At 56.7% G+C, this 13,269-nt stretch carries 16 protein-coding genes; 8 read left to right on the forward strand and 8 right to left on the reverse strand.

The features are described from left to right. Positions 1-233: 233 nt before the first annotated feature. Positions 234-1,121 (reverse strand): AraC family transcriptional regulator, encoded by an 888-nt coding sequence (locus AAEZ03_RS24530; protein WP_350582190.1) that lies wholly within the window; start codon positions 1,119-1,121, stop codon positions 234-236. Positions 1,122-1,258: 137 nt separating this feature from the next. Here AAEZ03_RS24530 and AAEZ03_RS24535 point away from each other — a divergent pair, with 137 nt between their 5' ends. From AAEZ03_RS24535 to AAEZ03_RS24545, 3 genes are read left to right on the forward strand one after another with little or no spacing between them, the layout of a single operon-like run. Beyond that, entirely contained in the window at positions 1,259-2,002 is a 744-nt protein-coding gene (locus tag AAEZ03_RS24535) for an SDR family NAD(P)-dependent oxidoreductase (protein ID WP_350582192.1), read from the forward strand. A gap of 18 nt (positions 2,003-2,020) precedes the next feature. Continuing rightward, on the forward strand, positions 2,021-2,422 hold the full coding sequence (locus AAEZ03_RS24540) for a VOC family protein (protein ID WP_350582194.1): 402 nt from the start codon (positions 2,021-2,023) through the stop codon (positions 2,420-2,422). Further along, the gene (locus AAEZ03_RS24545; RefSeq protein WP_350582196.1) at positions 2,419-3,396 is read left to right on the forward strand and encodes a saccharopine dehydrogenase family protein; all 978 of its coding nucleotides are present in this window, start codon (positions 2,419-2,421) and stop codon (positions 3,394-3,396) included. The genes AAEZ03_RS24540 and AAEZ03_RS24545 overlap by 4 nt, the downstream gene beginning before the upstream one ends. A gap of 16 nt (positions 3,397-3,412) precedes the next feature. Here AAEZ03_RS24545 and AAEZ03_RS24550 read toward each other — a convergent pair whose 3' ends face one another. After that, a complete protein-coding gene (locus AAEZ03_RS24550; protein WP_502947945.1) occupies positions 3,413-4,318 on the reverse strand; it encodes an AraC family transcriptional regulator in 906 nt (301 codons plus the stop codon). 192 nt (positions 4,319-4,510) lie between these two features. Here AAEZ03_RS24550 and AAEZ03_RS24555 point away from each other — a divergent pair, with 192 nt between their 5' ends. Further along, complete coding sequence (locus AAEZ03_RS24555; protein ID WP_048386876.1) at positions 4,511-5,260, forward strand: glucose 1-dehydrogenase; 750 nt, start codon at positions 4,511-4,513, stop codon at positions 5,258-5,260. Positions 5,261-5,330: 70 nt separating this feature from the next. On the opposite strand, the gene AAEZ03_RS24560 is transcribed toward AAEZ03_RS24555, so the two are convergent. From AAEZ03_RS24560 to AAEZ03_RS24575, 4 genes are all read right to left on the reverse strand, one after another. Further along, entirely contained in the window at positions 5,331-6,086 is a 756-nt protein-coding gene (locus AAEZ03_RS24560; RefSeq protein WP_350582197.1) for an SDR family oxidoreductase, read from the reverse strand. 157 nt (positions 6,087-6,243) lie between these two features. After that, positions 6,244-7,170 (reverse strand): LysR family transcriptional regulator, encoded by a 927-nt coding sequence (locus AAEZ03_RS24565; RefSeq protein WP_350582200.1) that lies wholly within the window; start codon positions 7,168-7,170, stop codon positions 6,244-6,246. A gap of 302 nt (positions 7,171-7,472) precedes the next feature. Further along, positions 7,473-7,679, reverse strand: coding sequence for a hypothetical protein (locus tag AAEZ03_RS24570; protein ID WP_123751518.1), 207 nt, complete (start codon positions 7,677-7,679; stop codon positions 7,473-7,475). A 20-nt stretch (positions 7,680-7,699) separates the two neighbouring features. Further along, positions 7,700-7,909: a hypothetical protein gene (locus AAEZ03_RS24575; protein ID WP_082148698.1), complete on the reverse strand. Its 210-nt coding sequence runs from the start codon at positions 7,907-7,909 to the stop codon at positions 7,700-7,702. A gap of 221 nt (positions 7,910-8,130) precedes the next feature. Between AAEZ03_RS24575 and AAEZ03_RS24580 the strand changes: the two genes are divergently transcribed. From AAEZ03_RS24580 to AAEZ03_RS24590, 3 genes are all read left to right on the forward strand, one after another. Continuing rightward, positions 8,131-8,580, forward strand: coding sequence for an outer membrane lipoprotein (locus AAEZ03_RS24580; protein ID WP_350582204.1), 450 nt, complete (start codon positions 8,131-8,133; stop codon positions 8,578-8,580). A gap of 239 nt (positions 8,581-8,819) precedes the next feature. After that, positions 8,820-9,557 (forward strand): bestrophin-like domain, encoded by a 738-nt coding sequence (locus AAEZ03_RS24585; protein ID WP_256665487.1) that lies wholly within the window; start codon positions 8,820-8,822, stop codon positions 9,555-9,557. Between the two features lie 113 nt (positions 9,558-9,670). Then, positions 9,671-9,895 carry a hypothetical protein gene (locus AAEZ03_RS24590; protein ID WP_047294701.1) on the forward strand — a complete coding sequence of 75 codons (225 nt, stop codon included), beginning with the start codon at positions 9,671-9,673 and terminating at the stop codon, positions 9,893-9,895. A gap of 139 nt (positions 9,896-10,034) precedes the next feature. Here the strand turns inward: AAEZ03_RS24590 and AAEZ03_RS24595 are convergent, their stop codons facing one another. Then, positions 10,035-10,391, reverse strand: a complete 357-nt coding sequence (locus tag AAEZ03_RS24595; RefSeq protein ID WP_047294698.1) for a DUF488 domain-containing protein — start codon at positions 10,389-10,391, stop codon at positions 10,035-10,037. 231 nt (positions 10,392-10,622) lie between these two features. After that, entirely contained in the window at positions 10,623-12,038 is a 1,416-nt protein-coding gene (locus tag AAEZ03_RS24600) for a purine-cytosine permease family protein (RefSeq protein ID WP_350582206.1), read from the reverse strand. A 250-nt stretch (positions 12,039-12,288) separates the two neighbouring features. On the opposite strand from AAEZ03_RS24600, the gene AAEZ03_RS24605 reads away from it, so the two are divergent. Then, the gene (locus AAEZ03_RS24605; RefSeq protein ID WP_047294692.1) at positions 12,289-13,200 is read left to right on the forward strand and encodes a LysR family transcriptional regulator; all 912 of its coding nucleotides are present in this window, start codon (positions 12,289-12,291) and stop codon (positions 13,198-13,200) included. Positions 13,201-13,269 lie beyond the last annotated feature (69 nt).

Consider the following 13,269-nt stretch of genomic DNA (forward strand, 5'->3'; position numbering starts at 1 on the left):
TTAAATTGCTCTGTGTACTTATTCATGTTGAAAACCCAAAAAGTTGGATGGGTGTCCAACTTTTTGGGGGCAGTTCATAACTGTAGGAGCGAGCTTTTAAAAGGTCAAAAGATCGCGAGACAAGCTCGCTCCTACAGGGTTCGCTTTCGCTTATGTGAACAGCATTGCGCTCGGCGGCGGGCTCTTTGAATCGCCCGGATTCTCATAGCTGGCAGTCACTGTTATCTGAAACGCTATCGGGCTCTGGATCGGCCTAAAATTCTGTTGGTATCTTGCGCAGGGGGAAGCCCAAACACTTTTGCATAATCACGGCTGAACTGTGTTGCACTTTCATAGCCGACTTCGTATGCAGCCGTCATGACGCTCTTCGCGCTTGCCACCATCAGGGTTCTGGCCTGAAGCAGGCGCACGCGTTTCTGATATTGCAACGGGCTCAGGTTGGTTACTGCCTTGAAGTGTCGATGGAACGCCGAGACGCTCATTGACGCTCGTTCTGCCAGGCGTTCTACACCAATGGGTTGCGCGAAGTCGCGGCGGATCCATTGGATGGCCATGTTTACACGCGCCATTGCGCTGTCCGGCGCCGCTATCTCTCGCAACATCCAGCCATGAGGCCCCTGGAGGACCCGGAAGATAATTTCACGCTCGTAAACCGGAGCCAGGGCAGCGATAGCGTCCGGATCACCCATTAATCTCAGCATCCGAACCCAGGCATCCATGAGATCGCTGGTCATTGACGCGACTGAAAACCCAGGGTTGCTGTCGATACGGCTGGCAGGTTTGGGCAGGTCACTGAACAGCGCTGATAACACCACTGGGTCGAGCGTCAGACTGACCGCCAGGTAGGGCTCTCCGGATTCGGCAGGATGTACCGAGCCCACAGCGGGTAACTCGATAGACATGACAAAGTATGTCGCAGGGTCATACCTTAAGGTTCTGTCCCCTACCGTCATGCTCTTACTGCCTTGCAGGATCACATTGATCATCGGGTCATAGACCGCTGCGAGCATGTGCTCAGGAATTTCCCCCTGAACCATGGCCACACGGGGAATGCCCGTTTCGGTACGGCGATTTTCAGCGGTGGCCGCGAGTGACCTGAGTTCGTTCAGTTGATTGTCCATACAGGCATGCTGGAACCAGGTGCCAGCAGCCTGCAAGCGAAAAGCACAAACAGGCAGGTTTGAAGCAGGAACAGGTACGTTCCTGGCAGGACCGATAAGTACTCTGGTCATACATTTGAATGACAGAGGAACAGCATATGAGCGTAATCGTCATAACGGGCGGCAGCCGCGGCATCGGTGCCAGTGCCGCCGAGCATATTGCTCAGCGTGGTCTGGGGGTCATCCTCACTTACAACACTCATCCAGAGGCGGCCGCCAGGGTGGTTGAGCGCATCGAAAAGGCCGGCGGCAAGGCGGTAGCGCTCAAGCTTGATGTATCCGACGTTGGCAGCTTTGAGGCGTTTCGCCAGTCAGTGGTCGAGACGTTGCACGAGACTTGGGCTGTCACCACGTTGAGCGGGCTGGTGAACAATGCCGGTTACGGTTTGTTCAATCCCTTGGCAACCGTCAGCGAAGCGCAGTTCGATGGACTGTTCAAGGTGCACCTTAAAGGTCCGTTTTTCCTCACTCAAACATTGCTGCCGCTGTTGGCGGAAAACGCCAGCACCGTCAATCTGACCAGCGCCACGGCGCGTGTGGCCACCGCCGGCGTTGCACCTTATGCGGCATTCAAAGGTGGGCTAGAGGTGCTGACCCGCTATATGGCCAAGGAATTTGGCGGGCGGGGTATACGGGCCAATGCCGTATCACCCGGTGCTATTCGTACTGAGTTGGGCGGGGGATTGAACGACGAGTTCGAAGCGATGCTGGCCGCGCAAACTGCGCTGGGCAGAGTCGGCGAGCCGGATGACGTCGCGCGCGTCATTGCAATGTTGCTGTCGCAGGACAGCGAGTGGATCAATGCTCAGACCCTCGAAGTCGCGGGCGGCTACATCATCTGAACCCAGAAGGATTTTGTCATGCTGGATCATGTCTTTTTATCCGTGAGCGATATCAGCCGCTCCGTACGCTTTTACGAAGCAGTGTTGACGCCGTTGGGTATCACTGCGCGTCTGGACTACGACGGTAAGGACGGCCCGCCGGGGCATCCTGACTTGAAAGGCTTTGGCGCCAGGGGGCGAGTGTTTTTCTGGTTGCGCGAAGGGATCGCCGAAGGGCGTGCCGCTCATGTAGGTTTTGTTGCAAACAATAAAGCCGAGGTGGACGCGGCCTATAGTGCAGCCATGGAGCAGGGCGCCGTCGACAATGGTGCGCCTGGTGCCCGTTTGCACTACGACCCCGATTACTACGCCGCCAATGTGCTGGACCCGGATGGATACAGCCTGGAATTCGTCTATAAAAAATGGCAGCACACCCAATGAGCACTCTTCTGATCTACGGAGCAACAGGCTACACCGGCCGCATGGCGGCAGAGCGGGCGAAGGCGCTTGGTCTGAATTTTGAAATCGCCGGGCGCAACCACGCTCGGCTGGCGGCACTGGCAGCGCATCTGGGCGTACCGTTTCGTGTGTTCGATGCCGATACCGATGCCGAGACCTCATTGACTGGCATCTCGGTATTGCTCAATTTCGCGGGGCCGTTTGCACACACGGCTGAGGTTTTAATGCGCGCCTGCATCAGGGCCGGGGTCGACTATCTGGACATTACGGCCGAGATCAACGTGTACCGTGTGGCAGAACGGTTAGGCGCTGAAGCCGTTTTACAGCAGGTCATGCTGTTGCCAGGCGTCGGATGGGACGTAGTGCCAACTGATGCGTTGTCGGTGCAGGTGGCCAAGCGCATTGAGCAGCCTTTTGCACTGAGCATTGCACTTCAGGTACCAGGCTCAATGTCTCGTGGATCAGCCATGAGTGTCAGCGAAATCATCGGTGCGGGGGTGCTCGCGAGGGTCGCTGGCGAACTCGTTGCAACACCCGATGCGGCGCCCCGTCATTTTGATTTTGGTGAAGGTCCGGTTCTCTGCGTGCCACTGTCTTTCGGTGATCTGGTGACGGGATGGCATTCGACCGGCATCCCTAATATCGCGATGTTTGTGCATATTTTGGGCGACGCTTTTCCAGAAGGCGATCTGTCACTGTTGCCCGAGGGGCCCACCCCGGAGCAGCGGGATGCGCATCGCGCCCGTGCAGCAGTTGAGGTCACAGGCAGCGATGGCGCCATTGCACGCTCAGTCATCGAAACTGTGAATGGCTATACCTACACGCCGCTGGCGGCAGTGGAAGCGGCACGGCGGGTATTGAACGGTGAGCGCCTGTCGGGTTTTGCAACACCGGCGAAGGTGTTTGGAAGTGGTTTTGCCGAGAGTATCGAAGGGACTCGGATCACCGATTTTTAAGGCTTGGGGCAGTTGTTCATGAGGCTGTTGCGAGCGCTTTGCTCTCAACTTTCGCTGGCCTTGAGGGCTTGAATCGCGCCGCGTCCCGCGCCGGTGGCAGACCATACAGGCGCGCGTACTCCCGGTTGAATTGAGAGGCGCTTTCATACCCAACGGTGTAGGCGATGGATGTTGCATCTAGTGTGTCGAACAGCAACAACCATCGCGCCCTCAACAAACGAAGGCGCTTCTGATACTGAATCGGGGTCATGGCCGTCACCGATTTGAAGTGCCGGTAGAAGGCGGCCACGCTCATGTCTGCCATGACGGCCAGCGGCTCTACCCGAAAAGGTTCGGTGTAGTGTTCACGAATCCATTGAGTGACACGGCGGATCTGCATCATCCGGCCATCCGGCCGCGCGACATCCCGAAGAATCCCCCCTAGTGGCCCCTGTAACGCGCGGAACAAAATTTCGCGCTCAATCATCGGCGCCAGAATCGCAGCCTCATACGGGTGATCCATGAGCCGCATCATGCGCAGCCATACGTCGATCATGTGCGCGGGTGCAAGCACGCCCTCGAAACATGCGCTTTGCGCCGCCCTAGGCGTTTTGCCTTCGTCCATCAACAGCTCAGCGATCACTTCGACGTCCAGCGTCAGGCTGACCGCGAGATAGGGTTGATCCACTGCATTTGCGTGAATCTGACCCGTAGCGGGCACATCGACAGGCACCAGGAAATAGTGGCCTGGCGAGTAACTGTAAACCTCTTCCCCGATTGACAGGGTCTTGGTGCCCTGAAGCACCAAATGCAGCATCGGTTGATAAACCTGGTTAGCACAGGCCTCGGCCCGCACCATCGCCACACGGGGCAATCCGGTATCGGTCCACTTGTCTTGTGCGCGCATCACGATGCTGCGCAGTTCTGCCATTGGTTTTTCCATGCCTTCCACCGTGAGCCAAACCCCGGGGCATAGCAAGCCAACTGATAAGAATAGGCAAGTATGTGCGACTAACCGGCAAACCTCGGCGACTTCAATGCCCGAATACTGAAGGCAAGCGGCTCGATGCGTTACGGTTGTTTATCGCCTGACTGCACCGAAGCCTTCTGTCACGTAACGTCAAAAGGGCTGGTCATGAAACTCGAAGGAAAAATAGCGGTTGTCACGGGCGCATCGAAAGGCATCGGTGCCGGGATCGCCAAAGCTTTGGCCGCGCAGGGCGCAACAGTCATCGTCAACTATGCCTCCAGCAAGGCCGATGCGGATGTTGTGGTGGGCCATATCACAGAGCACGGCGGTTCAGCATTCGCCGTACAGGCTGACATGAGTCAGGCAACTGATGTTGTGCGCCTGTTTGAAACAGTCCGCACGAAGTACGGCTCCCTGGATATCTTGGTCAACAATGCCGGCGTCGCGGTGTTTCAGATGATCGATGACTTGACCGAAGAAGCCTTTCACAAACAATTCAATCTGAACGTGCTGGGCTACCTGCTTGCGGTACGTGAGGCCGTCAAACTGTTGGGGCCGACAGGCAGCATCATCAATATCAGCTCAATTCTGAGTACTGACCCCTACCTCGCGTCGAGTGTGTACTCGGCAACCAAGGGCGCAGTCGATACATTGACCTTCGCACTGGCCAGAGAGCTGGGGCCGCGTGGTATCAGAGTCAATTCGATTTTGCCGGGGCACACGAACACTCCTGCTACCGACGGCAATTTCGCCGGGGCGTTCGGTGAGAAACTTATTGCCGGAACTCCGCTGGGACGTTTCGCAGAGCCTGAAGACATCGCACCGCTGGCCGTGTTTCTGGCGTCTGCAGACTCGCACTGGGTGACAGGCGAATCCATCCGCGCAGCGGGCGGTGTGCGCGGTGTCGGTTACTAGCGCGACGGGTAAACCTTCAGGCCCACGCTGGCGTGCGCCTGAAGTGTCGGTTGGCGGGTAAACGACCGGATCAGGCTTGGGCCATGCCGCCGTCTGCAAAGAGTTCGGCGCCATTGACGAAACTGGAGTCGTCACACGCCAGGAACAAAGCAGCCTTGGCGATCTCATCCGCTTCAGCGACTCGGCCCATCGGGATGAGGGTACTCAAATAGTCGATCATGCCTTGCTGCTGCGCCGGATCATCCCCCGCGTACCCCAGCAAAGCTGGCGTGCGCACAGGTCCCGGGCTCAATACATTGACCCGGATGCCGGTGCCTTTGAGGTCAAGAATCCAGCTGCGAGCCAGATTACGTACCGCCGCTTTGGACGCAGAGTAGACGCTGAAAGCCGTCGTGCCCGCGATGCTGGCGCTAGATCCTGCAAGAATGACTGACGAACCGCTGACCAGCAGTGGCAGTGCTTTCTGGACGGTGAATATCAGCGCTTTGACGTTCAGTCCAAACGTCTCATCCACTTGCTGTTCGGTGATCTGTCCCAAGGGCAGTAGCGTGCCACCGCCCGCGTTTGCATACAGCACATCGATTCGCCCTGCCTCGGTTTTGATCTGTTCGAACACATGATCAAGGTCGGCGATCCGGGTCGAGTCTGCCTGGATGCACGTGACGTTAGCGCCGATAGCGTTGTGCGCCGTTTTTAACGCCTCTGCGTCACGTCCGGTGATGTAGACATGTGCACCTTGTGCGGCGAACAGCTTGGCGGTTGCCAGGCCGATGCCTTGGGTGGCGCCGGTGATGAGTGCGATTTTGCCGTCGAGTCTGTCGGACATGATGAATACTCCTGGTGCCTGAAGAGCTTGGCCTGAAGGGTTCAGGTCAGCAACTTGGGGGGAGTCTAGGAGCGTCGTCTCTAGGGCAGAAGCCCGTGAAAATAGAGACATAATTCATCTGAATGGATAATCAGACGTGTGTATTGCAACGGGTCCTTCAGCGTCGCTCAACGGCTTGGGTACTACAACTTTCGTTGTTGAACAGCTCAACTGCCCAGTCGATAAAGGCACGCAATTTTGCGCTGGGGTGGCGCGCTCCCGGATAGACCAATTGCAGTGGATGGGGGGCAGGGGCCCAGTCCTCAAGTAACGGCACCAAACGCCCGGCAGCCAGGTGCGCCCGCGCGCTAAAACGAAAAATTTGCCCGATCCCCATCCCGGTCAGCACCGCTTCGGTCAGTGCCGTGCTCTCGCTCACGCAGAGGGCTGGCTGACCATTCACCTCGTATGTCTCATGACCTCTGGCGAAGTGAAGCGGCAGTGTCTTTCCGGTGTTCGAAAAGAAATAGCGAATCGTGCGGTGGTTTTGCTCAAGCGCTTGTGGGTGAGTCGGTATGCCAAAAGAGGCCAGGTAATCAGGCGTCGCACAGGTGACGAAGTCTGCATTGCACAGGTGGCGTCCAATCAGCGAACTGTCCGGTAATGCGCCGCCGCGAATGACACAGTCGACGCCATCGCCGATGAGATCCGCGGGGCGGTCGTTGACCCCAAGCAGCAATTGCAGGTCAGGGTAGCGGGCATGAAAATGCGGCAGTGCCGGGATAATGACCAGATTGGCCAGCGATGAACCAATGTCCACGCGAAGCCTGCCTCGGGGGCTGGCGCGTGCCTGACGTGCGGCGAGATCCATTTCGTCGAGCCCTGCGAGCAGGTTCAAGGCTTGCTCCCGGTAGGCTTCACCGGCCTGGGTAATAGTGAATGAGCGTGTACTGCGTTCGATCAGCTTGGTGCCCAGATGTTGTTCAAGGTCCTGAAGCAGTTTGCTGACGGAGGAGCGTGGAATGTTCAACGAATCGGCTGCTTTCGCAAACGAGCGGGCGTCAGTGATTCGGATGAAAACCCGTATGGCGAGAAGTTGATCCACAGCTGCGCTCCAGGAAAACTTAAGGGGATGGCTCACATTTCTCTAACATTTAAGTCGGTAGTGTCTCGATTTCTCGGGAGTCGAAATCAGCCTGGGCCTGCATGGCCGCAGCCAAGTGGTCGAGCGTCTAGAGATACAGGGCGTTGAAAGGGTGTTCAAGTGTCCTGCCCAGTTCGCTAAGCCAAGTTGATACGACCCATTCGGTCAGCACTCCCCGAGTGACAATTGAGGGCGATACGGCACATCGACTGAATGATGGCTAAGACCCAGTCAGTTACCCGGCCAAACCCCGCATCCATCCCTCACTCCCGCTTCCAGGCCATCTCATTACCCGAAAGCATCGGCACCAGCGACCGATCACACATATCGGCCATGGACAACAGTTTCTGCGCTTCTTCGCGATCACCTGCCTGAATCAGTCGCCAGGCTTTGACGCGCATCCTCTGGCCGTGGTCATAAAGGTTTTCGGAGGCTCTGGCTATTCCCTCGTTACCTGAAGGCTTGTTCATGGGGTGGGTTCCTGCTGTGTTCAGTGGAGAGTCACAACACGGCGGCTCTCGCCAATGCGGATTCTGTCTAACGCCCGGTTTAATGCATCAAGTGCTTCAAGCAGTGCTTTAGCCTCGGTCTCTCTGCCATCGCCCCATAAACGTTCTGCCATTTTATTGAGTGTCAAAATGGAGCGCTCGATATCTGCAGCAGTAGCGGCTGCAGATGTTGCAGTTTGTTTCTTCGGCATTGTCACAACTTCTGCAGTTCTGGGTGGGCAGCCATCTAACTATCATTGATCCGCCTGGCTTGCCAGCACCCTTATGTATTCCATTGTTAATGAGAATATGTAAATGCCTGCTTTAGTGATTTGCCCGAACCGTCATGCGTACATCGATCCTGACGCCCGAAAACCATGTGCTACGCTCATTCGGGTTTGAATCTACCTTTCTTTTCAACAGGGAGTGCGCAATGAGAAGCATCATATCCACGTTAACAATCACCCTCGCAGCGCTAGTGCTCAGCGCCTGCGTCACTGGTGGATCTAATAACGGTGGGGAGTTTGAAATCCGTACGGGCGTGCTTGAGCAAGTTGAACTCACGCAAGTCAAGTCAAACCATGACAGTGGTATTGGCGCCATTGTGGGCGGTATCGCGGGTGCCGGTTTGGGCAGTTTGATCGGTGCAGGCACCGGGCGTGATGTGGCCATGGTGGCCGGGGCTCTGGCGGGGGCTGTGGGGGGTAATTACGTCGAGAAGCAAAATTACGACAAACCCCGTGAAGCGCAACAGCTCATTGTGCGTCTGAAAAGCGGTGTTCTGGTGTCAGTAACCCAGCCGGTTAACCCGGCCTTGGCGCCCGGCATGCACGTGTACATCGAAGGCTCCGGTAGCGGAGCGCGAGTTATTCCACAGAACTGATGTGCGCTGTTCGGGCGCACGATATTAAAAGCTCAGGGGCTGTGTGCCCCTGAGCTTTTTCGCGAAACCAGTCACTGCCACAAATCCTCATTTCCTTCCTGCAGCAGGTGCGCCTGATAAATCATGCGTGCGCGATTTTTTGGCGTGCTATACCTAGTTCAAATCCCAACTTAAAAATTAAAAACATGCTCTCAATATTCCATCCCATTGATATGTATTCGTGGTTGATTTTAGTGTCGATGCTGCTGGTTTTGTGCCTGGCAGCGTTTGCAGGCAAGGTGGTGTGGGGCGGTAAAGCTGTTCGCAGTGCTGATTTCGATGATGAGCTAAAAGTTGTTTTAGGCTGCATCCTGTCGATGTTCGGTTTGTTGGTGGGTTTTATTCTTTCTTTTGCAATAAGCGGTTTGAACTCACGCATGGCCGCCGAAGAAAATGAAGCTGTCGCCATCGGTAATGCATTCCAGCGCACGACGTTGCTCACAGAGTCTCAGCAAGAGACCGCAGAGAAGCTGCTGGAGGAATACCTGGCCCTGCGGATTGCATTTTATGCCACCGATGATGACGCCAAACGCGCAGATATCCGTATGGAGTCCATCAAAAAACAAGCCTATATGTGGTTTCAAATCAGCAAGCTCGCGAAGGTTAACCCCAACCCGGTCATTGTGACCGTGCTTAATGCAAGCAGTGAGTTGTATGTGGCCCAACAAAAAACCATGTCCAGCTGGCGGCATCAGATACCGGTCGTTGCATGGGCACTGCTTGTGTTAAGTGCGGTCTGTTCCAACTTTTTGATTGGCTACAATGCGCGGGGCAAGTCCGGGAGCAATGTGTTGGTGTGCATCATGCCGATTTTTACGGCCTTGGCACTGTTCATGATTGCGGAGATCGATGTGCCGGGCAAAGGCCTGATACGCGTGGCCCCCGATAACTTGAACGCCTTGATCTTGACCCTCGAACAAGGAGGGCTGACGTTCTAGTGGGCTGAAGTTGCCTGAGCGTGTCAGCGAGTCGCCCCTCGAATCGCTGACCGATTGGCAGCCAGCCCCATTACCGGGTAACGTTACGCCTCCAGTCCTTAACGATTTACGCCATGTCCTCGCTCAATTTGCATCGCCTCACCATCCTCGGTTTGATCTTTTTCATTCTCGGCCTGCTCGGTGTCCTTTTCGCCCTGTACAGCATCTATACCGGGCCAAAGCCTACAGAGCCTGCCCTCATGCGCAGCCTGGTACTGGCCGGGTGCATGCAGTTGACCGGCTGGGTACTGCTCAACCGCAATCGCTGGCGCATGATGTTCGGCAAATCGCGTAAGTAGTCGTTAGCCTGGCACCCTGTGGGAGCGGGCTTGCTCGCGATACAGGCAACGCGGTGTGCCTGTAACAACTGGTCGGTGCAATCGCGAGCAAGCCCGCTCCCACAAGGTGGAGTTCTATATACCGCGCTAAAACAGCAACTCAACCCAGCACAAGGCGGCCCTCAAGCATCTCTTTGAGCACCACCGCCTCATTGTGTGATTGATCCTTGGCCGCATAAATCAGCGTGATGTCGCCTTGCTGCGCCTGTTGTTGGAGTTGCGACAGCGCGGGGTTGTTCTTGAGTTCTTCGCAGTAGCGCTTTTTGAACTCAGGCCATTTTTCAGGTGCGTGCCCGAACCATTGGCGAAGTTCGGTGCTGGGCGCGACCTCCTTGAGCCACAGATCAATCCTGGCTTTCGCCTTGGCTACGCCTCGTGGCCAAAGCCGGTCGACCAGAATGCGCTGGCCATCCGTGTCACTCGGCTGTTCATAAGCCCGCTTCAACATAACGCTCATGGCGTCCTCCCTGTTCACGCGACAAGACACATAGCGTAGCAGGGCAGGGTGCGCTTACGTGCAGTAGATCATGTCGTATGTACAGTCTCCACGCTCGCATGCAGGGTCTTCCAATGGCAACTGTTGTCACCAAACCCTGTAGTCGCTGCCAAGGCACGAAGGCTGCGATGAGTGCTTTCGCATCCCATAGCAGCCTTATACATCGTCAGCGCTTAAAAGCCGGGCCTTTAATCAGACGCTACCCACCAGTTTCGATTCGTTCATTCGGCGCTTGTACGCACTGTCCCGGCTCGCCAGCCAGTAGTACAGCGGCGACGTTACCAGCAGCCCTACGACCCAGGACAAATCCGCTCCGTCGATGTGAGCCGAGATCGGACCGACGTACAGCGGGGTGTTCATGAACGGGATCTGCACCACAATGCCGATGGCGTAGGCCAGCAATGCCTGCGGGTTGTAGCGGCCATAAATGCCACCGTCGACGCGGAAGATCGAGGCGATGTCGTACTTGCCTTTATGAATCGCATAGAAGTCGATCAGGTTGATCGCCGTCCACGGCACCAGGACCACCAACAGCACCAGCACCATGTCGACGAAATGGCCGATAAAGTCTTTCGAGGCGAAGACCGCCGCAATCGCACAGGCCGCCAGTACCACGGTGGAAATCAGCGCACGGCTTTTGGCTGTTGGAATCCAGCGATAAGCAAAGGTCTGAATCAGGGTGATAAGCGACAGCACGGCGCCGTACAGGTTAAGGGCGTTGTGGCTGATCACGCTGAGCAGAAACAGCACCAGCATCAACGGGCCAATCGCGCCGGTGGCGAGTTTCACGGCGTCCATGGTGTCCATCCCGACCGGCGTAGCGAGCACGGCCACCGCACCAAAGATGAAGGACAGGCTGGAGCCCAGCACCGAGCCCATGTAAGTGGCCCAGAAGGTGGACGCCACCGGCACATCCGCCGGGAGGTAGCGCGAGTAGTCAGACACGTACGGGGCAAACGCGATCTGCCACAGGGCCGCTAGCGACACAGTGGCCAGCCAGCCAGAGATGTTGAACTCGCCGCGGGTCAGAAAGTCGGTGGTCTGGATGTGGGTGAAGATATAACCGAAACCCAGCACGATACCGGCGCCCAGCACCCAGGTGCCGATGCGGTTGAGCACGTGGATAAAGCGGTAGCCGATGATGCCAATGATCCCGGAGCCGATGGCGCCGATCACGATCCCGACCGGTACGGGCACCGAGTCGACCACGCCATGCAGGGACTTACCGGCAAGCACGATGTTGGAAGCAAAGAAGCCGATGTACATGACGCCGGCGATCACCACCACCAGCAACGCGCCGAGAGAGCCGAACTGGGCGCGGCTCTGGATCATTTGCGGGATGCCCATTTGCGGGCCCTGGGCTGAGTGCAGCGCCATCAGCACGCCGCCGAGCAAGTGGCCGACCAGAATGGCGACAATGCCCCACACCAGATTCAGGTGGAACAGTTGCACACCCAGTGCGCCGGTCACAATCGGCAACGGCGCGATATTACCGCCGAACCACAGGGTGAAGAGGTCTCTTACCTTTCCATGGCGATCTTCCGGGGGCACGTAGCCAATCGTGTGCTTTTCGATGAGTGGTGCGGAGGATGTTGCAGTGGTGACCATGATGAACTCCAAGGCAGGAAGAGTACGTGGGCGTACTTCGCAGTGCGCTTTCAGGGCAGCGCTTTGTTGTTGGAGTGATCATCTGTAATGGTGGCAGGCAGGTAAATTAGTAAGTTTGTTGCTATAGACCTTAAAAAATATAGCTCATACCTTTTTTTGCTCCGGTATGTTGCATACACCGCCAACGCTGAAAAAAACGGCTTTTTTCTGCACTTGTTTGGGGCGAAACCCCACGTTTATCGAGGTTCCGATGGCTGCCTACAACCTGCGCCAACTCAAATATTTTATTACCACGGCCGAATGCGGGAGCGTCGCAGAGGCGTCACGCAAGCTTTATATCGCCCAGCCTTCGGTGTCTACCGCCATCAAGCAACTGGAAGACAGCTTTGGGGTGCAGCTGTTTATTCGTCACCACGCCCAAGGCGTTTCGCTGACGCCCAGCGGCGCGCGTTTTTATCGCAAGGCGCAGGAACTGCTTCGCGTGGCCCATGAATTTGAGCAAAACGCCTTGGCGGACAATGATGTGGTGTCGGGCCAGATCGACATCGGCTGCTTCGAGACCGTCGCGCCGCTGTACTTGCCGCGCCTGATTGCAGGGTTCAAAAAGCGCTGGCCGGGAGTGGAAATACGCATTCGCGACGGCGAACAGCAAGAGCTGGTGCAGGCGCTGACGGCGGGCAGCATCGACATGGCCATGCTCTTCGAGCACGACCTGGGCGGCAGTATCGAAACCACGCCATTGATGCCGCCGCAGCAGCCGTACGCGCTGTTACCCGCAGACCACCGCTTTGCGCAGCAGGCCAAAGTGTCATTGGCCGACCTGGTACTGGAACCGATGATTTTACTCGACGTGCTGCCGAGCCGGACCTACTTCGTGAGCATCTTCGAAGAGCGCGGACTGACCCCGAATATCGTCTTCAGCTCGCCGTCGATCGAGATGGTGCGGGGCATGGTCGGCAGGGGATTCGGGTTCTCGATTCTGGTCACCAAACCCTTTACCGAATACACCTACGACGGGCAGAAACTGGTGTGCATTCCCTTGGCCGAAACCGTCACCGGCTCCGGGCTGTCAGCCGTCTGGCTGCGCCGGGCGCCGCTGACCAAACCGGTGCAATTGTTTGTCGATTACTGCCGCGAAGAACTGGCCAGAGTCCTCAGCTAACCTCACGGCCCAGTAGGAGCGAGCTTGCCTCGCGATCTTTTGATCTTTAAAAAGATCGCGAGGCAAGCT

This window comes from Pseudomonas sp. HY2-MNA-CIBAN-0224 (genome assembly GCF_040310285.1).
Taxonomy (GTDB): Bacteria; Pseudomonadota; Gammaproteobacteria; order Pseudomonadales; family Pseudomonadaceae; genus Aquipseudomonas; species Aquipseudomonas helleri.

Coding starts and splice junctions, on each gene's coding strand:
- AAEZ03_RS24530 (WP_350582190.1), bottom strand. CDS start 1,121: ATGGACAATCAACTGAACGAACTCAGGTCACTCGCGGCCACCGCTGAA.
- AAEZ03_RS24535 (WP_350582192.1), top strand. CDS start 1,259: ATGAGCGTAATCGTCATAACGGGCGGCAGCCGCGGCATCGGTGCCAGT.
- AAEZ03_RS24540 (WP_350582194.1), top strand. CDS start 2,021: ATGCTGGATCATGTCTTTTTATCCGTGAGCGATATCAGCCGCTCCGTA.
- AAEZ03_RS24545 (WP_350582196.1), top strand. CDS start 2,419: ATGAGCACTCTTCTGATCTACGGAGCAACAGGCTACACCGGCCGCATG.
- AAEZ03_RS24550 (WP_502947945.1), bottom strand. CDS start 4,318: ATGGAAAAACCAATGGCAGAACTGCGCAGCATCGTGATGCGCGCACAA.
- AAEZ03_RS24555 (WP_048386876.1), top strand. CDS start 4,511: ATGAAACTCGAAGGAAAAATAGCGGTTGTCACGGGCGCATCGAAAGGC.
- AAEZ03_RS24560 (WP_350582197.1), bottom strand. CDS start 6,086: ATGTCCGACAGACTCGACGGCAAAATCGCACTCATCACCGGCGCCACC.
- AAEZ03_RS24570 (WP_123751518.1), bottom strand. CDS start 7,679: ATGAACAAGCCTTCAGGTAACGAGGGAATAGCCAGAGCCTCCGAAAAC.
- AAEZ03_RS24575 (WP_082148698.1), bottom strand. CDS start 7,909: ATGCCGAAGAAACAAACTGCAACATCTGCAGCCGCTACTGCTGCAGAT.
- AAEZ03_RS24580 (WP_350582204.1), top strand. CDS start 8,131: ATGAGAAGCATCATATCCACGTTAACAATCACCCTCGCAGCGCTAGTG.
- AAEZ03_RS24585 (WP_256665487.1), top strand. CDS start 8,820: ATGCTGCTGGTTTTGTGCCTGGCAGCGTTTGCAGGCAAGGTGGTGTGG.
- AAEZ03_RS24590 (WP_047294701.1), top strand. CDS start 9,671: ATGTCCTCGCTCAATTTGCATCGCCTCACCATCCTCGGTTTGATCTTT.
- AAEZ03_RS24595 (WP_047294698.1), bottom strand. CDS start 10,391: ATGAGCGTTATGTTGAAGCGGGCTTATGAACAGCCGAGTGACACGGAT.
- AAEZ03_RS24600 (WP_350582206.1), bottom strand. CDS start 12,038: ATGGTCACCACTGCAACATCCTCCGCACCACTCATCGAAAAGCACACG.
- AAEZ03_RS24605 (WP_047294692.1), top strand. CDS start 12,289: ATGGCTGCCTACAACCTGCGCCAACTCAAATATTTTATTACCACGGCC.